At 46.0% G+C, this 23,333-nt stretch carries 21 protein-coding genes and 1 tRNA gene; 14 read left to right on the top strand and 8 right to left on the bottom strand.

The genetic code is table 11. The annotated features are described in order from the left end of the window. Window positions 1-155: 155 nt before the first annotated feature. The 7 genes from T426_RS0114570 to T426_RS25800 all read left to right on the top strand — a co-directional run bounded on the left by T426_RS0114570 (window position 156) and on the right by T426_RS25800 (window position 8,644). Entirely contained in the window at window positions 156-1,163 is a 1,008-nt protein-coding gene (locus tag T426_RS0114570) for an NAD(P)-dependent alcohol dehydrogenase (RefSeq protein WP_199898641.1), read from the top strand. Further along, window positions 1,157-1,879: a DUF4386 domain-containing protein gene (locus tag T426_RS23830; protein WP_025865090.1), complete on the top strand. Its 723-nt coding sequence runs from the start codon at window positions 1,157-1,159 to the stop codon at window positions 1,877-1,879. The genes T426_RS0114570 and T426_RS23830 overlap by 7 nt, the downstream gene beginning before the upstream one ends. 21 nt (window positions 1,880-1,900) lie before the next feature. Next, window positions 1,901-4,237, top strand: a complete 2,337-nt coding sequence (locus tag T426_RS0114580) for a TonB-dependent receptor (protein ID WP_174820386.1) — start codon at window positions 1,901-1,903, stop codon at window positions 4,235-4,237. A gap of 5 nt (window positions 4,238-4,242) precedes the next feature. After that, window positions 4,243-5,040 (top strand): DUF4249 domain-containing protein, encoded by a 798-nt coding sequence (locus T426_RS0114585; RefSeq protein WP_025865088.1) that lies wholly within the window; start codon window positions 4,243-4,245, stop codon window positions 5,038-5,040. A gap of 20 nt (window positions 5,041-5,060) precedes the next feature. Then, complete coding sequence (locus tag T426_RS0114590; protein ID WP_199898640.1) at window positions 5,061-5,768, top strand: DUF4386 domain-containing protein; 708 nt, start codon at window positions 5,061-5,063, stop codon at window positions 5,766-5,768. Window positions 5,769-5,819: 51 nt separating this feature from the next. Continuing rightward, a complete protein-coding gene (locus tag T426_RS0114595; RefSeq protein WP_025865086.1) occupies window positions 5,820-6,902 on the top strand; it encodes a serine hydrolase domain-containing protein in 1,083 nt (360 codons plus the stop codon). 185 nt (window positions 6,903-7,087) lie between these two features. Continuing rightward, window positions 7,088-8,644 (top strand): hypothetical protein, encoded by a 1,557-nt coding sequence (locus tag T426_RS25800; RefSeq protein ID WP_153637576.1) that lies wholly within the window; start codon window positions 7,088-7,090, stop codon window positions 8,642-8,644. An 83-nt stretch (window positions 8,645-8,727) separates the two neighbouring features. Here the strand turns inward: T426_RS25800 and T426_RS0114610 are convergent, their stop codons facing one another. After that, window positions 8,728-9,717 (bottom strand): adenosine kinase, encoded by a 990-nt coding sequence (locus T426_RS0114610; RefSeq protein ID WP_027585900.1) that lies wholly within the window; start codon window positions 9,715-9,717, stop codon window positions 8,728-8,730. 191 nt (window positions 9,718-9,908) lie between these two features. Between T426_RS0114610 and T426_RS0114615 the strand changes: the two genes are divergently transcribed. Both T426_RS0114615 and T426_RS26310 read left to right on the top strand, forming a co-directional pair. After that, window positions 9,909-9,982: transfer RNA gene (locus T426_RS0114615), tRNA-Asn, on the top strand. Between the two features lie 68 nt (window positions 9,983-10,050). Beyond that, on the top strand, window positions 10,051-10,341 hold the full coding sequence (locus T426_RS26310) for a GIY-YIG nuclease family protein (protein WP_025865516.1): 291 nt from the start codon (window positions 10,051-10,053) through the stop codon (window positions 10,339-10,341). 186 nt (window positions 10,342-10,527) lie between these two features. Here the strand turns inward: T426_RS26310 and T426_RS0114625 are convergent, their stop codons facing one another. The 4 genes from T426_RS0114625 to T426_RS26215 form a co-directional block, all read right to left on the bottom strand. Further along, window positions 10,528-12,144, bottom strand: coding sequence for a sulfatase family protein (locus T426_RS0114625; RefSeq protein ID WP_036984858.1), 1,617 nt, complete (start codon window positions 12,142-12,144; stop codon window positions 10,528-10,530). A gap of 154 nt (window positions 12,145-12,298) precedes the next feature. Next, window positions 12,299-12,970: a hypothetical protein gene (locus T426_RS0114630; protein ID WP_025865518.1), complete on the bottom strand. Its 672-nt coding sequence runs from the start codon at window positions 12,968-12,970 to the stop codon at window positions 12,299-12,301. A gap of 16 nt (window positions 12,971-12,986) precedes the next feature. Beyond that, on the bottom strand, window positions 12,987-13,559 hold the full coding sequence (locus T426_RS0114635; RefSeq protein ID WP_025865519.1) for a hypothetical protein: 573 nt from the start codon (window positions 13,557-13,559) through the stop codon (window positions 12,987-12,989). 201 nt (window positions 13,560-13,760) lie between these two features. Beyond that, window positions 13,761-13,883 (bottom strand): hypothetical protein, encoded by a 123-nt coding sequence (locus tag T426_RS26215; RefSeq protein ID WP_262502899.1) that lies wholly within the window; start codon window positions 13,881-13,883, stop codon window positions 13,761-13,763. A gap of 385 nt (window positions 13,884-14,268) precedes the next feature. Between T426_RS26215 and T426_RS0114655 the strand changes: the two genes are divergently transcribed. The 5 genes from T426_RS0114655 to T426_RS0114675 all read left to right on the top strand — a co-directional run bounded on the left by T426_RS0114655 (window position 14,269) and on the right by T426_RS0114675 (window position 20,882). Next, a complete protein-coding gene (locus T426_RS0114655) occupies window positions 14,269-14,991 on the top strand; it encodes a hypothetical protein (protein ID WP_025865521.1) in 723 nt (240 codons plus the stop codon). 256 nt (window positions 14,992-15,247) lie between these two features. Then, window positions 15,248-16,393, top strand: a complete 1,146-nt coding sequence (locus tag T426_RS0114660; protein WP_025865522.1) for a COG1470 family protein — start codon at window positions 15,248-15,250, stop codon at window positions 16,391-16,393. Between the two features lie 3 nt (window positions 16,394-16,396). Continuing rightward, window positions 16,397-17,359 (top strand): ABC transporter ATP-binding protein, encoded by a 963-nt coding sequence (locus tag T426_RS0114665; protein ID WP_025865523.1) that lies wholly within the window; start codon window positions 16,397-16,399, stop codon window positions 17,357-17,359. Further along, window positions 17,313-18,392: an ABC transporter permease gene (locus T426_RS0114670; RefSeq protein ID WP_234406842.1), complete on the top strand. Its 1,080-nt coding sequence runs from the start codon at window positions 17,313-17,315 to the stop codon at window positions 18,390-18,392. Before T426_RS0114665 ends, T426_RS0114670 begins: the two co-directional genes overlap by 47 nt. A 186-nt stretch (window positions 18,393-18,578) precedes the next feature. Continuing rightward, window positions 18,579-20,882, top strand: a complete 2,304-nt coding sequence (locus T426_RS0114675) for a GH92 family glycosyl hydrolase (RefSeq protein WP_025865525.1) — start codon at window positions 18,579-18,581, stop codon at window positions 20,880-20,882. Window positions 20,883-20,961: 79 nt separating this feature from the next. On the opposite strand, the gene queA is transcribed toward T426_RS0114675, so the two are convergent. The 3 genes from queA to T426_RS0114695 all read right to left on the bottom strand — a co-directional run bounded on the left by queA (window position 20,962) and on the right by T426_RS0114695 (window position 23,321). Further along, window positions 20,962-22,011: a tRNA preQ1(34) S-adenosylmethionine ribosyltransferase-isomerase QueA gene (queA, locus tag T426_RS0114680; RefSeq protein ID WP_025865526.1), complete on the bottom strand. Its 1,050-nt coding sequence runs from the start codon at window positions 22,009-22,011 to the stop codon at window positions 20,962-20,964. Between the two features lie 39 nt (window positions 22,012-22,050). Next, entirely contained in the window at window positions 22,051-22,776 is a 726-nt protein-coding gene (gene truB / locus T426_RS0114685; RefSeq protein WP_025865527.1) for a tRNA pseudouridine(55) synthase TruB, read from the bottom strand. 281 nt (window positions 22,777-23,057) lie between these two features. Beyond that, window positions 23,058-23,321: a DUF3098 domain-containing protein gene (locus T426_RS0114695; RefSeq protein ID WP_025865528.1), complete on the bottom strand. Its 264-nt coding sequence runs from the start codon at window positions 23,319-23,321 to the stop codon at window positions 23,058-23,060. Between the last annotated feature and the right edge of the window lie 12 nt (window positions 23,322-23,333).

Consider the following 23,333-nt stretch of genomic DNA (forward strand, 5'->3'; position numbering starts at 1 on the left):
AAATTCCTTTTCGTCAATATCAACTCATCAGGTCCACAATTATAATCCTGAACTTCTGCACAGCAATCCCGAACTTCCGCCAGAAACACCTCCCCTACATTTGCATCATCACTTCATTGATAATGAACAGAAAAACAAATCAAAATAAAGAAGCCATGAAAGAAATGATGAAAGCAATTGTTGCCACAGGCTACGGAGCACCGGATGTACTGAAGCTGCAGCAGGTGGACAAACCTCAACCCAAAGAAAACGAGGTATTGGTAAAAGCACATGCCTCGTCGGTTACAACCGCCGATGGTATGATGCGGACCGGCAAACCTTATTTCGGCCGACTGGTAACCGGATTAACCAAGCCTAAACATCCTATTCCCGGAACCGGTTTTTCCGGTGTCGTGGAGGCGGTTGGCGAGAAAGTAGAAATGTTCCAGCCGGGTGACGAGGTCTTTGGTGAAACCACGCTTGGATTTAGCACCAATGCCGAATACTTCACCATCCCTGAAAAAGGTGTGATTCTGTACAAGCCGGACAACCTGTGTTTCACCGACGCAGCTACCTTCTGTGACGGACACCTCACTTCCCTTAGCTTCCTGAAAGAAATTGCGCAAATCAAACCGGGACAAAAAGTATTGATTAACGGGGCATCAGGAAGTCTGGGAACAGCAGCCGTACAAATTGCCAAATACATCGGAGCCGAAGTGACCGGAGTTTGCAGCACCCGAAACGTCGGCCTGGTCAAATCGCTGGGGGCTGATTTCGTGATTGACTACACGAAAAAGGACTTCACCAAAGCCGGCAAAACGTACGATGTAGTTTATGATACCGTTGGAAAAAGTTCCTATTCGAGAAGCAAAAACATTCTTTCGGACTCAGGATTGTATGTATCGCCTGTCCTGAAATTTTCGCTGCTGTTGAAAATGATGTGGACTTCGCTCTTCGGTAAAAAGAAAGCCAAATTCAGCGCCACCGGGCTTCGTTCCGACGAAGATCTGCGAAAGCAACTGGCCGAACTGGTCACCATTTTTAAAGAAGGAAAGCTGAAAACGGTGATCGACCGGCAATATCCGCTGGAAAAAGTGGCTGAAGCCCATACTTACATCGCTTCAGGACACAAAAAGGGAAACGTTGTCATCATTGTGCAACCCGGGAGTGATTCGCCATGGTAACCAAAAGAAATTTCGCGCGAATAGCAGGTATCGCCATTTTGATGATGGCCGCTGTCGCAGCATTTACTTACGGCTACATTCACAATTCCCTGGTCGTTCCCAACCATCCGGAAACAACTATTAGCAATCTCAAAGCTTCCACATGGCTTTTCCGGACAGAAATTGTCGGGTGGCATTTCATCCTGCTATGTGATGTTGTTGTTGCCTGGGCGCTCTATAAGTTTTTCAAAGATGAAAATCAGCAGCTCTCTCAGATAACTGCTGTTTTGCGTCTTGTATATGCTGCCGTTTTGGGCGGAGCCGTTTTCAAGCTCATCAGTGTGCTGGGGATTATAAACGGAAAAGCAGGAATCGTGCCGGAGCTAGCCGATCAGCAAATGTTGTCTTTCCTGAAATCCTTTGAAAGCACCTGGTCATTCGGATTGATCATCTTTGGATTTCATTTGTTGTTGCTGGGTTTTCTTGCACTCCAATCGAAAGCCATTCATTTCTCCTGGGGAGTATTACTGGTAATTGCTGCTCTGTCGTATATCACGATTCACACTTTAAAAATAGGTTTCCCCGAGTTCGATAGCCAGATTAAAACCGCTGAAATGATACTCAGCTTACCCATGGCTCTAGGGGAAGTTGGTTTTGCCGTTTGGCTGATCATTCGGGGCGGAAAATCCGGAAAAGCTTTTCTAAAATCCAAAAACAAATTAACGCTTCAACGCTGAACAATAAACCATTCAGAAAAAATGAAACCCAAAATAGAAAACAGAATATTAATCAGCCTGAGCATGGTGCTACTTTCATTCTCATCCGTTTTTGCCGATGACAAGGAGACCGTCAGCGGATATGTGATAAGTGCGGAAACAGGCGAAAAGTTGATCGGCTCAACAATTTATGTTGAAGAACTGAAAACAGGGACCGTAACCAACTCTTACGGCTTTTATTCTCTCACCTTACCAAAAGGAAACTATACATTCCGTTATTCATACATTGGATATGACAATGCGTCGGTGCCTACCGAAGTTTTGAGTAGCAGCCGTAAAAACATCGAACTGCAGCCGGTTTCCACTCAGGTGGAAGAAGTTGTCATCTTCAGCGAAGGCGCTGATAAAAACATCCGAAAAGCGGAAATGGGCGTAACCAAACTTTCGCCAAAGGAGACCAAGGTAATTCCTGTCATTTTAGGTGAGCAGGATATTCTGAAAACCATTCAGCTGTTACCAGGAGTGAACTCGGGTACCGAGGGAACCACCGGGTTTTACGTGCGTGGTGGAGGTGTCGACCAGAACCTGATTATTCTGGACGAAGCGCCGGTTTACAGCGCGTCGCATTTGATGGGATTTTTCTCCGTCTTCAATTCCGATGCAATTAAAGATGTCGAGTTATACAAAGGAAATGCACCTGCCAACTACGGTGGACGTCTCTCTTCCATTCTCGATATCCAAATGAATGACGGGAATTCGAAGAAATTTGCCACTTCCGGCGGCATAGGATTACTGGCTTCAAGGTTAACAATTGAATCGCCCATCGTCAAGGACAAAGGTTCATTCATCATCTCCGGCCGACGAAGCTATGCCGATTTGTTCCTGGCTTTTTCAAAAGACAATACACAGGCCAATACCGATCTGTATTTCTACGACTTGAATGCGAAGGCCAATTATAAAATCAACGATAACAACCGCATGTATTTATCGGGCTATTTCGGCCGGGACGTGTTTAGTCTGAAAGACCTGTTTTCTCTCAAATGGGGAAATAAAACAGGAACACTAAGGTGGAACCACATTTTCAACAACCGTCTCTTTCTGAATAGCTCGCTCATTTACAGTGACTACAACTATGGCTTTGGCTACAATTTTTCGGATAATATGATCTACATCAAATCCGGAATCAGGGATATCAACTGGAAAGAGGATTTTCAATACTACATCAATGCCGATAACACCCTGAAGTTTGGCTTCAATGCCATCCATCATACCTATCGCCCGGGCGAAATCGATGCAGAAGACAACGACCTTTTTAATTCCATTTTCATGGGAAGAAAACAGGCATACGAAGGAGCCGCTTATATTTCACATGAATTGAGCATATCAGATCATCTGAAAGCAACTTACGGCTTGCGCTATTCCGGCTTTATGCCCGTTGGACCCGACACGTTGTATACCTACAATGAAGACGATGAAATAACCAACACCGAAATCTTTTCCAGGGGTGATATCATCAAGAAATACGGAACGCTGGAGCCGCGGATCACACTCAATTTCATTTTAGACCCGAAGAGCTCTGTCAAACTTTCGTATGCCCGAAATGCACAGTATATTCATCTATTGTCGAATTCCTCTGCGTCGCTTCCCACCGATGTCTGGATTCCCAGCAGCAAAAATGTAAAGCCACAAATCGCCGACCAGTTAGCTGCCGGATTCTTCCGGAATTTCAAAAACAACATGTTCGAAACATCGGTCGAAGTTTACTACAAGAAACTTCAACATCAGATTGACTACCAGAATGGCGCAGAAATATTGCTAAACAAGAACGTAGAATCGCAGCTGGTTTTCGGCAAAGGACGTGCTTACGGAGTGGAACTCTTTGTCAAAAAACGAACGGGAAAACTAACCGGTTGGTTGGGATACACGCTTTCGCGGACAGAAAAATCATTCGATGCCATTGATAATGGCGACTGGTACCCTGCCAAACAGGACCGGACGCACGACATCTCAATTGTGGGCATGTACCAGCTAAACAAAAAATGGAACCTGTCAGCCAATTGGGTTTTCAATACCGGTAATGCAGTCACTTTTCCCAGCGGAAAGTACCAGGTTGACGAGTTTACTGTTCCGGTTTATACCAAACGAAACGGCTACCGAATGCCCAATTACCACCGGCTGGATATTGGTGCCACCTACACGCCCAAAAAGAAGAAGCGCTTTGAGTCGAGTTGGAACTTCTCCATTTACAATGTGTACGGCAGGCGGAACGCTTTTTCTATCACCTTTCGGGAGAACGAAAACAATCCGACACAAACCGAAGCAGTGCGTTTGTCTCTGTTCCAGATGATTCCTTCAGTTACGTACAATTTCAAATTTTAAACACCATGAAAACAGTCAAAACAATCATACTAACATCCATCGTTGCGTTTCTTTTCAGTGCTTGTCAGGATGTGATTGACATCGATCTTGATTCAATCGAACCGAAAATCGTCGTCGATGGTGCACTGACAGATATCAGCGATTCCGTTCAAATTAAAATCACCAAATCGACGGACTATTTTAAGCCTGGAAACTATCCTGCTGTTTCCGGCGCAACAGTCACCCTTTCCGACGATATCGGCAACACCCGCCAGCTCGCTGAAATCAAACCTGTAATTTATGCTGGCGACTGGCGAAGCATCGAAGGAACTGAATATACACTGGAAGTTGAAGCCGAAGGAGAAAGTTATGTGGGCACAGTCAAAATGCCTTATAAAGTTTCCATCGATTCACTCTCATTCGAACCAACACCGGAATACATGGAGTTCACCGGCGGCTACCTGGTCAATTGCCATTTGCATGATCCGGCCGGAGTTGAAAATTTCTACCGGCTAAAGGTTTCCAAACCCAACGGATCGACAGAGAAAATCATGTACGTATTCGATGACGCCTTTGTGGATGGCAACGAAATTTCGACGCAATGGGACAATGAGCAATTCTTTGAAAACGACACGGTGGTGGTTGAGTTGCAAACTCTGGCCGAATCGACTTACGATTACTACCGAACCCTATCCTCGCTTTTCGAGGACGGAATGATTGGCACCGCCAACCCATCGAATCCGGTGACGAATCTTTCCAACGGAGCTCTCGGCTATTTTGGCGCTTACACCGTCAGTCGCGATACCATTGTCATTTTACCGTAACGAGTTTAATCAATATCATCGTGAAAACAAGAAACTTAGCCAGAATAAATGCCCACACAGCAGGTGTATTATACATGATTGTCATACTCTCAGGCCTGTTTAGCGAGATGTTCGTCCGTTCCGGAATGATTGTTCCTGGTGATGCCAATGCAACGGCAGCTAACATAACCGAAAATGAATCCCTTTTCCGATTAGGATTTGTCAGCGATTTAGTCATGGTAATGAGCGATGTTGGTCTAGCCGTGTTGTTCTATTTGCTTTTGAAACCGGTCAATCAGGGAGTTTCCATGCTGGCAGCTTTTTTCAGGTTAGCACAGGCTTCGGTTCTCGGCATCAACCTTCTTCATTATTATCTGCCGCTTTTGCTGCTGGGCGACGGAAATTATCTCAGCGGTTTTTCCAGCGAGCAGCTCAACTCACTTTCATTATTCTTCCTGAATGCCCATTCGTATGGTTATCACATCAGTGGCGTATTCTTTGGCATTAGCTGTGTCATACTTGGCTACCTGATGTACCAATCGATGTCCTTCCCAAAATGGTTGGGCATTCTGGTAGCAGCTGCCGGATTTAGTTACCTGATTGATTCGCTGACTCACTTTTTACTTCCGGAATTGACCTCACAAAGTGAAATACTCGTACTTACGATTGCCGTAGCCTCCGAGTTGACGCTTTGCCTTTTCTTGCTAATAAAGGGTGTGAAAACCAACGTTCCACAGGCACAAGTGTAACCTACCCGATAAAATCGAAGTCATACAGACTACATGTAAAAAGTTATATCTATGAAATCTATGTTTTTCTCAAAGAGTTTCGTCTTTCTCATTATTAGTTTGTTGCTGGCGTCTGCCCATGTTTATTCGCAAACCTTCGAAACAAAGGTTGACAGCATACTTCAACATAAATTTCAACCGGATGAGCCCGGGGGCGTTTTTCTCGTTGCCAAAGATGGTCAACCGGTGTACCGAAAAGCATTTGGTAAAGCCAATGTTGAACTGAATGTGGATATGAAACCGGAAGATGTGTTTGAAATTGGTTCGATGACCAAGCAATTCACCGCCATCGCCATCCTGATGCTCATGGAAGAAGGAAAGCTGAAACTGGACGACGATATCACCCGTTTTATTCCCGATTACCCGACGCATGGCAAAACAATAACCATTCATCAGCTACTGACGCATACTTCGGGCATTAAGGATTATACCCACATGAAATCCATTGGAAGCATTGCCCGGAAAAATTTGAGCCCGAAAGAGCTGGTTGATTTTTTCAAGAATGAACCGATGGATTTCGAGCCGGGAGAGAAATTTCAATACGATAATTCGGGTTATGTGCTTTTGGGCTATATCATCGAACTGGTGTCGGGAATGGGCTACGAAGATTTCATCGAAAAGAACATCTTTCAAAAAGTCGGAATGAATCATTCCTGCTATGCTAGTGATCGTGAAATCATCAAAAACAGGGCATATGGTTATCAGCGGCACGGTGACAAACTATACAACAAGAGGCATATCAGTTTTAACATCACCTATGCGGCGGGTTCGTTAATGTCGACTGTCGATGACTTATTAAAATGGCAGGAAGCTCTCAATCACAATCTGCTTGTCAGCCAAACGACCATTGATTTGGCTTTCACCAATTATACGCTTAGCAACGGCGAAAAAATCAATTATGGCTATGGTTGGCACCTAAAAACTATCAACGGAATGCCTGACCGGGAACATGGTGGCAGCATCTTCGGTTTTAAATCGATGGCAGTTTATATTCCTGAAAAAGATATTTACGTGGTCGGGCTCACCAATTGTGACTGTAACTCGCCAACGCAGGTAACCCGGGATATTGCTTCGCTGGCTGCAAAATATTTTTAGGTGACGAAAGCAAGGACGGGGACCAACTTAATTTCATTGTTATTCCGAATTCTAAAGATGGAATATTCAGGTTGAGATTTGAATGATTTTTCGTTCTGATTAACAAAGCATTAATGATTCGACGAATTTATGGTACGGCTTTTGCATTTCTTCTATCAGGAATAACTCATTTAATACCTACCGCTATGAAAAAAACAATCATCATATCCGTCCTTGCAATCCTCACCTTTTGGGCAGGCATTGCTACAGCAAGAGATTATCCGGATGAATATCTGGGTTTGCCGGGTGACAACCTGAACCTCTATGCTACCATGAAATTATTCCAGGAGTCAGAAACGTTGGAAGCTTTTGAAAGAAGCCTGAACGACCCAAATTCACATATCAATAATCTCGACCTGAATGGAGACAACCTGGTTGACTACATCTCGGTGGTAGATTATGTTGACGGAGACGTTCATAACATCGTTTTAAGAACTCAACTCAACAGGAATGAGACACAGGACATTGCCGTTTTCACCGTTCAACGCTTCGACGACGGGACAGCGCGGATACAGCTTATTGGTGACGAAGCGCTTTACGGCAAAAATTACATTGTGGAACCCATTTATGCCGACAGTCAGGAAACACCCAACCCGGGTTACATGGGTAATACTACAGTAATAGCAACTCCGGCACCGGTTACCGTTACGACCTACCAGGTTGCATTCTGGCCCATCATCCGGTTTATCTATCGTCCCGGTTATGTTCGCTGGCATTCCGTCTGGGGATGGGGACATTATCCTTCCTATTGGAATTCGTGGCGCCCTTATTACTGGCATACTTACTTTGGCTATCATAGCCACTTTGACCACTACTATTATGCCCATTATCGCCATTGGAATCATTATCGGTACCATCGATACCACAATTTCTATTACAGTCATGTGCGGGCACATTCTCCGGGAGTCCGCGACAGAATTAGAAGAGGTAACTACAGAACAACCTACTCACGTCCGGACCTGAGAAGAAGAGGTGACGATCTGTACAGAAGAACAGCCACAAGAAGCAAGGGATATCGGACAGACAACTCAAATCACAGAAGAACGAACAGCAGTCGGCAGTCGGTAAGAACCAGACCAACTTACAATGCCAATTCAAATTCCGGAAGACGAACGGTTTCGGGTACCCCGTCAGGGACACGGGCAAATTCCTCTGCCAACAGGAGATCGGTAGACACACGAAGGTCATCAACGGTACGCTCCGGAAGATCCACTGCAAATCCATATCAGGGAAATAGAAACGGAGTATCTCAAAGACGAAGCAGTTCGCCTAACAGAACCGGCACACGTTCCTCGGTAAGCACACAAAGACACGCGCCGCAAAAAACAACGATAAGAAATAGCAGATCGTCGAGATCATCGACTGTTGGGCGTAGTTACAGGCAGCCATCGCAATCACGCGCTACCTATTCAAACAGGTCATCTTCCAAACCAAAGGTGTCCTCCCGTTCTTCCAGTTCAAGAAGTTCGTATCGGAAGCCGAAAACGTCATCGAGATCTTCAGTTTCAAGAAGTTCTTCCAGGCAGCCCAGGGTATCGTCCCGAAGTCATAGCTCCAGTAATAGAAGTTCAAGCGTCACAAGTAGAAGCAGTCGCAGTTCAAGCGTGAAAAGTAGCCGTAGCTCAAATAACAGAAGTTCAAAAGCTACCAGTAAGAGCAACCGTTCGCGATCATCTTCCGAAAAAAGATCAGGACGTAGGTAGTAAAAAGACACAAAAAAGCCGGTCAAATAGTGACCGGCTTTCTTCTGCTCTCCAGATATCTTAATTTATTTCTTTCGCAGTATCTATAACTGAGCTTCTGCCGCTTTAATTTCACCCCAGGCTTCAGCATCCAATTGCGCTCCTACCACACCGATAATCCGTCCTGCCAAAAGTGCGCCCAACTGTCCGGCTTTTTCCAGTTCGTAGCCTTTGGAAACTCCGGCCAACATACCAGCAGCAAAGAAATCACCGGCTCCGGTTGTATCAACAACTTTGCTTCCTTTAGCAGGAATGTGCCATTTACTGGTTCCTTGTTTGATGAAAGCACCTTTGCTACCCACTTTTACAACGGCAATATCGCAGCGTGATGCAATCGCATCTAATGCATCTTCCGGTTCTTTTCCTGTAAAAGCTTTCGCTTCCTCTTCGTTGGCGAATAAAATGTCAACGTAGTTATCCACGAGATCATTCAGTACCTCAAGATTTGCTTCCACTATATTGTAGCTGGCCAAATCGAGTGCCACTTTCAAACCAGCTGCTTTTGCTTTTCTGGCTGCTTCCAGAATCAATGCATAATTCTGTACCAAATAGCCTTCAATCAGGAAATAGTCAAATCCTTCAAATACTTTCGGATCGACGTCGTCAGCCCCCATATCAACTGCAGCTCCCAGGTAGGTTCCGAAGGTTCTTTCTCCGTCCGGGGTAATCAGGGCCACAGCCCGTCCGGTGCGGGTATTCATCTTTTTCAAAAATGGTTTAATCCGGTTTTCTTCCAGTTTCGATTTGAAAAACTGTCCCATATCATCTTCGGCCACTGAGCCGATAAATCCACAGGGGACGCCCAGGTTAGCCACACCATTCATGGCATTGGCCACAGAACCTCCGGTCGTTATCTTTTTTTCAAAACCATTTGTCTTTTCCTGCATCTTCTCTGATAATTCGCGATCGACCAGGGTCATGCTTCCTTTCGGAAGTCCAAATTCCTGCAGAGTGGATTCGTCACTTAGAAGAGTCATAATGTCTACCAGGGCATTGCCTATACCCAGGATTTTCGGATAATCAACGTTATGCATATTGTGCTGTTTTTTGACTTTAAAATTTTCACAAATATATTTTAGTTTTTAGGAAAACCTGTTATTTTTGCAACGCCTTTGACGAAAACGTTGAAGGAATGTTCTTAAAAAATCCGGTGAAAACAATAGTTTGCGAGCCGAAAACAACTATCTTCGCACAGCAAACATTGGTTAGAAACCGATAAAAAAATTCCCTAGTAGCTCAGTTGGTTAGAGCGGCGGACTGTTAATCCGTAGGTCGTAGGTTCAAGTCCTACCTGGGGAGCTGAAAAAGCTGGTCAGAGACGACCGGCTTTTTTTGTACCTTAACATTTTCAATGTGTTAAAGTGAAAATGTTTTACCTCTACATCCTGCATTCTCCCTCCTCAGATATCTTTTATGTTGGTTCTACAGATAATGTGGAGCGTAGATTAGATGAGCACAATTATCTGTCAGAAAATAGTTTTACCAGCAAACACCGTCCCTGGCACCTAATAGTTGCATTTGAGATTGGTCATTCGCGAACGATCGCTCTCAAGATTGAAAAACATATCAAAAGACAAAAAAGCAGAAAATATATTGAAGACATTATTGAACGAAATTCGATCGACCGATTAATTGCAAGGTTCAGCTCAGTTGCTTAGAGCGGTCCCGACGTACGTCGGGATTAATCCGTAGGTCGTAGGTTCTCCCGAAGTCCATCGGGACTACCTGGGGAGCTGAAAAAGCTGGTCAGAGACGACCGGCTTTTTTTGTAGTCATTACTCGACTGAGGAAAAAGAAAGGGCGCCATCGGCACCCTTTTTTTGTTTTGCGATTAGCAGTTTGCTCTATTCGTGCTTATTCACAGCCTCCAAATAAGCGTCGAGATATTGTTTATTGAATTTGTCCGAATCGCCATATTTCTGGCGCAACTCTGTTAATCTATCGTGCATCATCTTCTGCACATCGGCATAAGCCGGATCATTATACACATTGTGCATTTCATGCGGGTCCTTCTCTAAATCATACAATTCCCATTCATCGATATCGTAATAGAAATGCATGAGTTTGTACCGGTTGGTTCGTACTCCATAATGCCGTTTTACCATGTGAATGGACGGATATTCGTAATAGGTGTAATAAATGGCATCACGCCATTCGGAGCTCTGCCCATCCACCAGTTTCCGGAACGACATGCCCTGCATATCTTTCGGGATTTTCACGCCAGCGTAGTCTAGGAACGTCGGAGCAAAATCAAGGTTCTGTACCAACTGATCAATCTGTGTTCCCGGCTTAATCTCTTTCGGGTAACGCATCAGCAGAGGTGTGCGGAACGATTCCTCGTACATGAACCGTTTGTCGAACCAGCCATGCTCACCGAGATACATGCCCTGATCGGAAGTGTACACCACGATGGTATTTTCAGCCAGACCGCTTTTATCGAGGTAATCGAGCAACTCGCCAACGGCATCATCCACCGAGGCAACACATGCCAGGTAATCCTGCATATAGCGCTCGTAACGCCAGTGTGCCAGCTGCTGTTCACTCATGTTCGGATACGCTTTTTCGAAGGCTTCATTCATCGGCTTATACACCGAATCCCAGGCAGCCTTCTGTGTCGAATCCATTCGACCAACATTGTGTTTGAAGGCATTGCGGCCCCAGGTAGTCGGATCTTTCAGACCCAGTTTATCCATCACGTCCGGATAGAGCTTGTCGTCACCCGACCAGTTCTGGTCGCGGTATACCCGCATCTCGGCAGCGTGGGCGGCTGTTCCGCGACCACTGTAATCATCGTGATAGGTAGCCGGCTCCGGAAACTCCTTCTTCGTGTATTCCTTGTAGTACTTTTCTTCCGGCATCCATTCGCGGTGCGGTGCCTTTTCGTGGAAAAGCAAACAGAACGGTTTGTTCGTGTCACGTTTTTTCAGCCAGTCGAGCGCCAATCGGGTCGTAATCTTTGTTACATAGCCCGGAATCCGTTCCTCCTTTCCGTTAATAATGAAATCGGGATTGTAATAATGTCCCTGGCCGGGAAGAACAGCGGAATAGTCAAACCCCTGCGGAGTTCCGTCGAGGTGGATTTTACCCACAAGGGCCGTTTGGTAACCCGATTGCCGCAGCAGCTTCGGAAAGCTTTCCTGATCCCAATTGAACCGTTGAACATTGTCCACTTTTCCGTTGATGAAACTGTGTTTACCGGTCAGCATCACGGCCCGGCTGGGCGCACAAAGCGAGTTCGTGACGAAGGCATGAGAAAAAATAGCGCCTTCATGTCCAATCCGGTCGATGTTGGGCGTTTTAATCAGGGTGGAATCATACGCACTGATGGCCTGGTACGCATGATCGTCACTCATGATGTAGATGATGTTGGGCCGTTGCGGTTTGGGAGCCTTTTGCGTGCAGGCAGTTGCAGCCGCTCCTACTGTCAGCAGGGCGAGTGCGTGTGTCAGGTGATTGCTCATTTGGATATCGTTAAGGTTTGTGTCGTTCGATTCAGGTTGCCGGATACGGTTCCCTGGTTCCCTAAAACCGTATCCCCCTAACAAATATAAAAATCTTACCTGCCGGAGACCTAACCTCAACTACTTTTTTACGATTGACCCGCTGAGAAAGAGTTCAATGCTTCTTCTTTTCCGGCCACATACTAATAGACAAACCGATACCGATGACAAGAGCTCCCCTTAAACCCGGACGCTCTATCTCCGTCGGAGTATTAAACTGAATACTGTTGATGTATTTGTTGTAGCTGATATTATTCCCTCCCAGAGAAAGCATACTGGAAACCCGATGTGATAAGCGCGCCCGAACTCCTAATGCCATTCCCTGAAAATATTGGAATCCGGTATCACCCAAGCCCGAATACGAATTTCCTTCCGGGTCCCGGAAACGGCCATCTCCCCACATGCGCCAGGTTCCAACACTATATTCCAGAAACAATGCCCAAAAACCATCTTCGTCATCATCGAGTACCAGATAGAGCCGAGGTGTGGCCGAAAGAATGGTATAGGTTGCCGAGATATTGTAATCCCCAATTTTAAACCATTCACCATCCCAGTCCGAAAGCGACTCAATATCCCACATTCGCCCGATTTTCCCATCGACCTGGAGCCCCATAAACGACAACGGAAAAAACTCATGCCCCAAACCGCCAAAAACCGAATTCAAATCGTCAACGGCATTCTGATCAATTCCATACGACAGTATCAGATTGTTGGGCTGATCGTGCCGCTGGGCTGAAGCAGCCAGTGAGCAAAACAGCAGGACAACGATGTAAAACAGCTTTCTCATTGGTCAACCTCCCTGTTTATAGTACCAGTCCCAAACGAACACCCAGAATCAAACCGCCTGACATAACCCGGTCGCCGATATTACTTTCAAATCCGGTAAATAAATCCCAGATAACCGCGTCGCCCGCGGGACGACGAATGCCCCAGGTTAGTCGCCAAGTAAAACCGCCGGAATATATTCCATCCACATTCTCACGATACAGCGGAATATTCAACGCTTCCACATAGTAGCGGCCCGACAAATTCACATACGACCCGATATGGTGGCTGATGTCTTTGTTCATCCGAATCCGCCGTGCGTCAGAATACCGCCATTGTACGCCGGTTTCCACGTAAGGAAGCAGGTAAAATGCTTTAGCCTGAAAATGCATCAGATGGCTGAGATAAGCACCCGTTTCCGTATAATACGGTATGGTTTCAAAGCCAGCACTGCCGGTGAATCTGCCGGCAAGCGGAAACTCGTAGCGGTAGCCCGGCGAAATGAAATCGACCCGGTGAAACGCCGGAATCTTTGTTTCATTTTCCTGAGCAAACAAATTAAAAATGGATAGGGTAAAAAGGCAAAGGAGAGCAACTCCCGTTTTTTTCATAAAACAAACGTTAGTTAAATAATTAGATTTCGTTAGTGGTTCTGTTCTTTTATACCTTTCGGAAGGAAAAGGTTACCCCCTAAAATATTGTTAAGTAACATAAATTCCAAGCGTCCGATCTCTTGCAAATCCCCGTTTTTTTTTAACGTTGGTGCAGGCTATCATTGGCCATGTTCACTGTGTATCCGCTCCAATTGCCCTTCATCCGCTCTGTTCATCTATTTCCGTACCGGCCCCGCATTTTCCGGTACCGGTGAAATTCTTCTCACCGGCATGTGTTAGCATTTCAACAGCCTCTGCCACTTTTTCACCTATGCCCTTCATTTTCTCACCGGCTCATGTCATCGTCTCACCAGCCCTTGTCAGCATTCCGATGCCCCTTTCCATCGTCTCACCAACGAATTCCACCGATGGAAATCGTTGGTGAGAAGGCGGAATACCCCGGTGAAAAAAGAACCGGCCCGGGTGAATGATTGATAACCAACGGATAGCTACTAACCGTTTCGAATAAAAAGTTTTCCACATCTGTTCAAAAGCTATCAACGGATAATAAAAAGACGGTTTTCGGTAACCGGGAAAAAATCGAATCCGGTGACATGAGAGAACCTTTCAGGCAGATATTCAAACACTTCAACCAAACAATTATTGTAAATAATCATCAAAAAAGATAACTTGTTTTTTCTATTTCCAACCAAAAAATCATTTAACTATGAACAAAAAAAGAATTACGCGTCATTTTAGCAAGACCTATGACGAAGTCACCACCAAGGCCCAGGCCGTACAACCTCAATTCACTAACGACCAACCGGTATTTGTATCATTCGATCCGATATTCACGCCCGAATTTGGAACTGAGTTAAAGAACGAAACAGACCAGGCCCTGGCTGATAATTCGGAAGAAGAACACCAGGCCGCAATTGAGATCCGGACCAACAAGTTAAAAGTACTGCGCTTACAGGCAACTAACGCGTACAAACGGTTGCTCTATTTTGTGCATTCAGCTTTTGGCGAAACCAAAGCGGTTGACAGCGCATTCGGTCGTCCCCGGTACAATAAAGCGCGCCGATCGGAAAAAGAGATGATTCCACTGTTGAACCAGGCAGTTACGGCTGCCCATTCCGGGCAGTTTAACGCAGGGCTAATAGCCAAAGGCATGTCGGAAGACCTGCTAACCGAACTGGAAGATTTAGCCAATCAACTCATTGAAACCGATAACGAACAGGAAATGCTGAAAAAGCAGCAACTACTCGTTACCGACGAGCGCATAAAGCTTTACAATTCCATTTGGGACAAGCTGGTGAAAATCAACACTGCTGCCAAAATCCTATTTCCCGACGACCCAGCCCGGTTAGCCATTTATCAGCTTTACGAAACTTCAACTGAAACGGCTGAAAACGAAACGACGCCTGGCGAGGAAAACACAAACGAATGATTCGTAAACCATCATTATGCTAAAAGTCCGGATACAAAACCTATCCGGACTTTTTTTTATTTAACTACTACTTTCAGCTTTTTCAAAGTCCCAAACTTGAGAAAAATTAAAAACACAGGGTTCAATCCCACAAAAACTATCGCCAATAAACGTTTATTAGGATTTAATTAAATTTTTTAACAGAAGTTTAATAAAGTTAATCTTATACTTAGCCTCCGAATAGTAAATCACCTAAAAAACATTGGAGGATTCTTTTATGTCTACCCGCACTAAATGGTTAAGTTTATCATTAAGTCTTCTGTTTCAATTGGTTTTCTTCGGAACCTATGCCGCCGGAACCGGCGTCGAGTTGTACACCCCCTACACCCGCATATCCGTTCCACCGGGAGAAACGATTAATTACAACATCGAGGTTATCAACAACACCAGTCAGATTCAAACCATGCCCATTTCGGTAGTAGGAATGCCGCGTGGATGGGACAGCGATTTGAAATCGGGCGGCTGGAAAATCAGCCAGATTTCTGTCCTTCCCGGGAAAAAAGAAAAACTGACCCTGAAAGTGGATGTGCCTTTGAAGATTAATAAAGGTAGCTACCATTTCAAGGTTTTAGCCGGTGGATACACCTCGCTTCCGCTGAATGTGGTCGTTTCGAAACGAGGAACCTACCAAACCGAGTTCACTACCGACCAACCCAACATGAAAGGGAACTCAAAGGCAACGTTTACCTTTAAAGCCAAGCTGAAAAACAGTACGGCCGACAATCAACTCTACGCGCTCAAAGCTGATGCTCCCCGTGGCTGGAACGTAACCATTAAAGCCAGTTACAAAGAAGTAGCATCAGTAAATATCGCTCCCAATGCGTCGAAAGATATCACCATCCAGATAAAACCCCCGACAGAAGTGAAGGCCGGTACGTACCGCATCCCGGTAACAGCCTCTTCCGGAACCACCTCAGCCGATATTGCCCTCGAAGTGGTGATTACCGGAACATTCAACATGGACCTGACAACGCCCACCGGCCTGCTCAGCACCGATATTACCGCCGGCGACCAGAAACAGCTTGAATTCCTGGTGCGCAACACCGGCTCATCCGATCTGAAAGACATTAATTTCGATGTAACGAAACCTACCGATTGGAAAGTTACTTTCGATCCGAAAAAAATTATCGACCTCCAGGCCGGCCACACCACCAAAGTGATGGCAACCATCCAGGCGTCCAAAAAGGCAATAGCCGGTGATTATGTCACCAAAATCGAAGCCAAAACACCGGAAGTAGGTACCAAGGCCGAGTTACGTGTCTCAGTCAAAACACCCATGTTGTGGGGATGGATTGGCGTTCTCATCATCTTCTTAGCACTTGGAAGCGTGTTTTATCTGTTCCGCAAATACGGAAGGAGGTAATGCATGGCTGAAAACATTATCGAGCTGGTCGATCTGACCAAAAATTACGGATCGTTCACAGCCGTCAATCGTTTAAACCTTTCGGTGAAAAAAGGAGAGGTATTTGGCTTACTCGGTCCAAACGGTGCGGGAAAGTCTACTACTATCCTGATGATGCTGGGACTTACTGAGCCAACTTCCGGCTCGGTAAAGGTTTGCGGCATCAATTCCACCGAAAATCCGATTGAGGTGAAACGGCGTGTTGGTTACCTTCCGGAAGATGTGGGGTTCTACCCTGACCTGACCGGGATGGAAAACCTGAAATACATCGCCCGGCTGAACGGTATACCGGAAAAAGATGTAGAAACGAAGGCCCGGGAGATGTTAACCCGTGTCGGACTCGACGAACAGGCCGAAAAGAAAACCGGAAAATATTCACGCGGAATGCGACAACGGCTCGGCCTGGCCGAAGTGCTCATCAAAACGCCCGAAGTCATCATCCTCGACGAACCGACCTCGGGCATCGACCCGACTGGAATTCGGGAGTTTCTCGAGCTGATTGTTCAACTCAGCAAAGAAGAAGGTCTTACGGTTTTATTTTCATCGCACAATCTGCATCAGGTGCAACAGGTTTGCGACCGCGTAGGACTCTTTGTCAGCGGTAAGCTGATTGCCGAAGGAAATATCGAGTCGCTTTCGCAGAAGTTGTTTTCCAACGAATCGTTCGTTGTGGAAGCAGGGCTTGCTTCTTCCGGAAACGGTAACAATGGAAATGGACTGGTCAGCAGCCTGAAAACCATCGAAGGAGTTACTTCTGTTTTGCAGGAAGAACTAAAATTATACGTTGGATGTTCGCGCGATGCCACGGCCGACATTGCCAGGGAAATTGTATCATCGGGCGCCGAATTGGCTTACCTGCACAAAAAGGAGTACGGCCTCGATGACATTTATAACCGCTATTTCGAAGGAGGTGAAGTTCATGAGTGATATAGCAAAACAGATACAACAACCCAAAGAGTCGTGGCTCGACAAGCTGGCCCGTTCGCTGGGACTTGCATCCCGCCAGGACGTGGCCATGCATCCCTTCCGGGTAATTGTCGACAAAGAGATATCGGACCTGGTACGCAGCTGGCGTTTCAAAATTCTGATCGGCATTATCGTACTAACATGTGTCGGATCGCTGTACACTGCATTGACCAACATCGGTCATGCTGTTAAACCCGGCGATCCGGGCAATGCATTCTTCTTTCTGAAATTGTTCACCATTTCGGACGGAACATTGCCATCATTCTTTGTGTTCATCAGTTTCCTGGGACCGCTACTCGGTATCAGCCTCGGTTTCGACGCCATCAACTCGGAGCAAAATAAAGGAACACTCAGCCGCGTCATGGCGCAACCCATTCACCGCGATTACCTGATCAACGCCAAGTTCATGGCCTCGATAACGGTTATCAGTGTGATGTTCTTTGCGCTGGGCTTCCTCGTTATGGGGCTTGGATTGGTTATCATCGGTATTCCGCCTACGCCCGAAGAATTTCTGCGCATCGTATTCTTTATCGTGCTCAGTATCTTCTATGTGGCCTTGTGGCTGAATTTGTCGATACTCTTTTCGGTTAAGTTCCGGCAGGCTGCTACTTCCGCTTTGGCGGGAATTTCGGTTTGGCTCTTCTTCAGCATTTTCTACAACCTGATTGTGAAGTTGATCGCCCGGGCAACCATGCCTCCCGAAATGGCGCCGGAGCGTTACATCGTTGCTCACCGGAACTTCATTCTCGACTTGCTGCGTCTTTCGCCAAGTCAGTTATTCAGTGAAGCAACAACGACGTTGCTGATGCCTTCGGTGCGCAGCCTTGGGCCGCTCACCATGGAGCAGGTACACGGAACCATCCCGAGCCCGCTTCCGTTGGGACAAAGCCTGCTGCTCGTGTGGCCGCAGCTGACAGCCATTATCGCCATCACGGTAGTTTGTTTCGCGCTTTCGTATGTTTTCTTTATGCGAAAAGAAATTCGTTCCAGATAGTTAAGTTCCGCTAGTGTCATCTTCCTACCGGGAAGAAGATACGACCAAAGGCAAGTCGTCCAGGCAATAACCTGACAGCTTGCCTTTTTCTTTTGGAGCACTAATCATCAAGCATTTCAGTTTATTTTTCCAGTAAACCTTCGCTAAATTTTTATCTTTGAAAACGTAACCAAATTTCAGAGAATCGTGAAGAAAATTATTTTTAGTCTGCTGCTGACTGCAGGTTTGCTTGGGCAAACAACCGTCAGCAAGGCACAAGATGTGCCTCCGGGTGATAACCTGGTCAAGTATGTCAATCCTCTGCTGGGAACCGAGTCGGATTATTCCCTTTCGAACGGAAATACTTATCCGGCCATTGCCCTTCCGTGGGGAATGAATTTCTGGACCCCGCAAACGGGAAAAATGGGTGATGGCTGGGGCTACACGTATCAGGCAAAAAAAATCCGGGGTTTTAAACAAACCCATCAACCAAGTCCCTGGATTAATGATTATGCCGCTTTCTCCATCTTCCCGGAAACGGGAAAAGTAATCATCGATGGGGCCAAGCGTGCGTCGTGGTATTCTCACAAGGCGGAAATCGCCCGCCCCGATTATTACCGCGCGTACCTGGCCGATTACGATGTGGTCACCGAAATCACGCCAACCGATCGGGCTGCCCGTTTCCGTTTTACGTTCCCGCAATCCGATTCGTCTCACGTGCTGATTGATGCCTTCAACATGGGCTCAATGGTGAAAATTATTCCGCAGGAGCGGAAGATTATCGGCTATTGCCGGAATAACCACGGTGGCGTACCGGATAATTTCCACAACTATTTCGTGATTTATTTCGACAAACCGTTTACCGTAGCGGGAACCTGGAAAGACAATACGAAGCTTTCGTCGGGTTCAACCGAAGCCAAAGGAGAGCATGTGGGCGCTGTTATTACGTTCAAAACGACAAAAGGCGAACAAGTAAATGCCAAAGTAGCGTCGAGCTTCATCAGCCCCGAACAGGCCGAACTAAACCTGAAAAGGGAAATTGGCAATGATTCGTTCGACCAGGTAAAAGAGAAAGCCTACCAGGCATGGAACAAGCAGCTGAACCGCATCCGCGTGGAGGGTGGCACGGTTGACCAATACCGCACGTTCTATACCGCGCTGTACCGGACCATGTTGTTTCCGCGCAAGTTTTACGAACGGAATGCCGATAACGAGATTGTGCATTACAGTCCGTACAACGGGAAAATAGAGAAAGGCTACATGTTTACGGACAATGGATTCTGGGATACTTTCCGAGCCGTTTTCCCATTCTTTACCCTGATGTTCCCGGAACATGATTCGCAGGTGATGCAGGGGCTGGTCAACACGTACAAAGAGAGTGGCTGGTTGCCCGAATGGGCCAGTCCGGGACACCGTGATTGTATGATTGGTTCTAACTCGGCTTCGATTATTGCGGATGCTTACATGAAAGGAATACGGGGATTCGATATCAACACGCTGTATGATGCTATTCTGAAAAATACCAAAAGTGTTGGTCCGGTTCATTCAGTTGGCCGTTACGGAGCCGATTACTACAACAAATTGGGCTACATTCCTTACAATGTTGGCATCAATGAGAATGCCGCCAGGACACTGGAGTATGCTTACGACGATTGGTGCATCTGGCGTTTGGCCAATGCGCTCGACCGGCCGAAGAAAGAGATAAAGCTGTTTGCTCAGCGGGCCATGAACTACAAAAACATATTTGACCCTTCGGTGGATTTCATGAGGGGCCGGAATGAAGACGGAACTTTCCAGTCGCCTTTCCGTCCCGACAAATGGGGAGACGCTTTTACGGAAGGTTGCAGCTGGCATTATACCTGGTCGGTATTTCAGGACCCGGCTGGTTTGGCTAAACTCTTCGGTAGCCGCGACAAGATGGCCAAACGTTTGGATGAAGTATTCACTACCCGCCCAACATTCGATGATTCGTACTATGGCATTCAAATCCACGAAATCACCGAGATGCTGATTGCCAATATGGGCCAGTATGCGCACGGAAACCAACCCATCCAGCACGCCATTTACCTGTACAATTACCTGGGGCAACCCTGGAAAGCACAAATGCATGTCCGCGATGTGATGGATAAGCTTTACACACCCAATCCTGACGGTTTGTGTGGTGATGAAGATAACGGACAAACTTCGGCATGGTACGTATTTTCAGCAATGGGATTCTATCCGGTGGCGCCCGGAAGTAACCAGTATGTGCTCGGTTCCCCGCTCTTTAAGAAGATAACCCTGAAACTGGAGAACGGGAATACCTTCACGGTAGTAGCTGACAAAAACAGCCACAAAAACGTGTATATAGAGAAAGCATCGTTGAATGGCCAAACGTATGACAAGAACTATCTGACGCACGAAACCATTGAAAAAGGCGGGGAAATCAAGTTTGAAATGGGAAATCAGCCCAACAAAACACGGGGAACTCAACCCGATTCGTTTCCTTACTCCTTTTCCGATAAGAAATAAATTCAAACATTAGATAAAAGAAAAGAGGATGCCGTAACTGACATCCTCTTTTTATTTGCTTTTAAGCGTATATTTTCGATCAAATGATCAACATGGCATCACCGTAGGTTCCGAAGCGATATTTCTCTTTAATGGCCACCTGATAGGCATTCATTATTTTATCGTAACCACCAAAAGCAGCCACCATCATTAACAAGGTGGAAAGAGGCAGATGGAAGTTGGACACCATTGAATCGGCCACGCTAAATTCGTAAGGCGGAAAGATGAACTTGTTTGTCCAACCTTCAAACGGTTTTAGCGTACCCATGGTCGATACAGAAGTTTCGAGTGTCCGCATCACGGTAGTACCTACTGCACAAACCCGGTGTTTCGATTTCTTGGCGCCATTCACCTGCTTGGCAGCTTTATCGTTGATCCAGATTTGCTCTGAATCCATTTTATGCTTGGTCAAATCTTCCACATCGACGCTACGGAAGTTACCCAGTCCCACGTGCAATGTAATCTCCGCAAAATCGACGCCTTTAATCTCCAAACGTTTCAGCAGTTCACGGCTGAAGTGCAGACCGGCAGTCGGTGCCGCAACAGCTCCTTCGTGCTTGGCAAAAATGGTCTGATAACGTTCGGCATCATCCTCTTCAACGGGCCGGTCGATGAACTTGGGAAGCGGTGTTTGACCCAAACTGTAAAGAGTCTTCTTAAATTCTTCATACGGACCGTCGTACAGGAAGCGGAGCGTACGTCCGCGGGAAGTGGTATTGTCGATTACTTCGGCAACCAACAGGTCGTCATCGCCAAAATACAATTTGTTTCCAATACGGATTTTACGTGCCGGATCAACCAGCACATCCCATAACCGCTGCTCGCGATTCAGCTCGCGAAGCAGGAATACCTCGATTTGCGCGCCTGTCTTCTCTTTATTACCATACAACCTTGCCGGGAAAACCTTGGTATTGTTGAATACCATCACATCCTCATCATCGAAATAGTCGATAATATCTTTGAAGGTTTTATGCTCGATCTCTCCGGTTTCACGATGCAAAACCATCATCCGCGATTCATCACGGTTTTGTGCCGGATGCAAAGCAATGAGATTTTCAGGAAGATTGTACTTAAACTTTGATAACTTCATAGAAGATTACAATTTATGTGGAATTTGATGAACCTTTTTCTATTTAGCCTCCTCAGCAATCGTCATATCTTTTAACGATTCGAGAAATTCTTCAATTTGTTGCGCGTTTTCCAGCGTGAAATCACCCACGCGGGTTCGTTGTAAGCCTATCAGGTAAGCTCCGCTGTTCAATGCCTGTCCGATATCCCTCGCCAGCGCCCTTATGTAAGTACCTTTTCCGCATACAATGCGAAGTTTGGCTTCGGACTCAGAAAATTGCAGTACCTCGATCTCTTTTACAACAAGAATTTTCGGTTTCAGTTCAACTGATTTTCCTTTTCTCGCCAGATTGTAAGCCCGCTGCCCCTCAACTTTTACTGCTGAATATTCAGGCGGAACCTGCTCGATGGTTCCAATAAATTTCCGTACGGTTTCCCGGAATAATTCTTCCGTAATGTGCCCGGTTTCGTAAGTGGCATCCTCCTTCGTTTCCAAATCGAACGAAGGAGTGGTTGCTCCCAGTTTCAGCGTTGCAATGTATTCCTTCTCACCCGCCTGAAGCTCTTCAATTTTTTTGGTAGCCTTCCCGGTACACAGCACCATAATGCCCGTTGCCATGGGATCAAGCGTTCCGGCATGTCCCACTTTCAACTTCTTTATACGCATTTTCCGGCAAAGGTTATTCCTGACTTTCTGCACCAAATCGAATGAGGTCCATTCGAGTGGTTTATCAAAAACAAGAATTTCTCCTCCCTTAAAATCAAATACTTTCGCCTCTTCAGCCATGTTCGGTTTACTTCACAAAAAAAGCCGGACTTAACAATAATTTACTGAATATCAGCCGACAAAAATAACAATTATCTCAAAAACTGCATAATTGCATGCAAAATAATCTTATAAATGCGAAATCAGGATACCTTACAACTCTTTGCCAGCAGTTATATCCATTGAAAAAACTTCCGGCAATACCCGCTTTACATAAATGCTTTTTCGGGATATTTACCGGAACCAGCGAAAAAAGGCAGCAACGAACAGCAATAACTCTCGCTTCTGCCTTAGAAATATGATTAAGCCTCTTCTTCGGATTTCGATTTCTTCATGATGGCATAGATTTCAAAAAGAAATCCAAAGAGCACCACCATGGGAGCAAGTGTTATCCGGCGAAAGCTGAATATCTGGTCAGGATTGAACACGTTGGGATCGTCGCTTTTCCCACCGACCATCAAGATAAATCCTATTATGATGATCAGAAAACCGATGACAAGCAGGCGATAGTTTTGTCGTCCCAAAGCAAATCCCTGATTCTTTAATTTTTCCGAATTTTTGGCCATTGTATCGAATTT

It is taken from the genome of Prolixibacter bellariivorans ATCC BAA-1284 (genome assembly GCF_000621705.1).
Taxonomy (GTDB): domain Bacteria; phylum Bacteroidota; class Bacteroidia; order Bacteroidales; family Prolixibacteraceae; genus Prolixibacter; species Prolixibacter bellariivorans.

Excerpts from the sequence above, each read along its gene's own strand:
- T426_RS0114570 (WP_199898641.1), top strand. The coding sequence starts at position 156 with ATGAAAGAAATGATGAAAGCAATTGTTGCCACAGGCTACGGAGCACCG.
- T426_RS23830 (WP_025865090.1), top strand. The coding sequence starts at position 1,157 with ATGGTAACCAAAAGAAATTTCGCGCGAATAGCAGGTATCGCCATTTTG.
- T426_RS0114580 (WP_174820386.1), top strand. The coding sequence starts at position 1,901 with ATGAAACCCAAAATAGAAAACAGAATATTAATCAGCCTGAGCATGGTG.
- T426_RS0114585 (WP_025865088.1), top strand. The coding sequence starts at position 4,243 with ATGAAAACAGTCAAAACAATCATACTAACATCCATCGTTGCGTTTCTT.
- T426_RS0114595 (WP_025865086.1), top strand. The coding sequence starts at position 5,820 with ATGAAATCTATGTTTTTCTCAAAGAGTTTCGTCTTTCTCATTATTAGT.
- T426_RS25800 (WP_153637576.1), top strand. The coding sequence starts at position 7,088 with ATGAAAAAAACAATCATCATATCCGTCCTTGCAATCCTCACCTTTTGG.
- T426_RS0114610 (WP_027585900.1), bottom strand. The coding sequence starts at position 9,717 with ATGCATAACGTTGATTATCCGAAAATCCTGGGTATAGGCAATGCCCTG.
- T426_RS26310 (WP_025865516.1), top strand. The coding sequence starts at position 10,051 with ATGTTTTACCTCTACATCCTGCATTCTCCCTCCTCAGATATCTTTTAT.
- T426_RS0114625 (WP_036984858.1), bottom strand. The coding sequence starts at position 12,144 with ATGAGCAATCACCTGACACACGCACTCGCCCTGCTGACAGTAGGAGCG.
- T426_RS0114630 (WP_025865518.1), bottom strand. The coding sequence starts at position 12,970 with ATGAGAAAGCTGTTTTACATCGTTGTCCTGCTGTTTTGCTCACTGGCT.
- T426_RS0114635 (WP_025865519.1), bottom strand. The coding sequence starts at position 13,559 with ATGAAAAAAACGGGAGTTGCTCTCCTTTGCCTTTTTACCCTATCCATT.
- T426_RS26215 (WP_262502899.1), bottom strand. The coding sequence starts at position 13,883 with ATGAAGGGCATAGGTGAAAAAGTGGCAGAGGCTGTTGAAATGCTAACA.
- T426_RS0114655 (WP_025865521.1), top strand. The coding sequence starts at position 14,269 with ATGAACAAAAAAAGAATTACGCGTCATTTTAGCAAGACCTATGACGAA.
- T426_RS0114660 (WP_025865522.1), top strand. The coding sequence starts at position 15,248 with ATGTCTACCCGCACTAAATGGTTAAGTTTATCATTAAGTCTTCTGTTT.
- T426_RS0114665 (WP_025865523.1), top strand. The coding sequence starts at position 16,397 with ATGGCTGAAAACATTATCGAGCTGGTCGATCTGACCAAAAATTACGGA.
- T426_RS0114670 (WP_234406842.1), top strand. The coding sequence starts at position 17,313 with ATGACATTTATAACCGCTATTTCGAAGGAGGTGAAGTTCATGAGTGAT.
- queA (WP_025865526.1), bottom strand. The coding sequence starts at position 22,011 with ATGAAGTTATCAAAGTTTAAGTACAATCTTCCTGAAAATCTCATTGCT.
- truB (WP_025865527.1), bottom strand. The coding sequence starts at position 22,776 with ATGGCTGAAGAGGCGAAAGTATTTGATTTTAAGGGAGGAGAAATTCTT.
- T426_RS0114695 (WP_025865528.1), bottom strand. The coding sequence starts at position 23,321 with ATGGCCAAAAATTCGGAAAAATTAAAGAATCAGGGATTTGCTTTGGGA.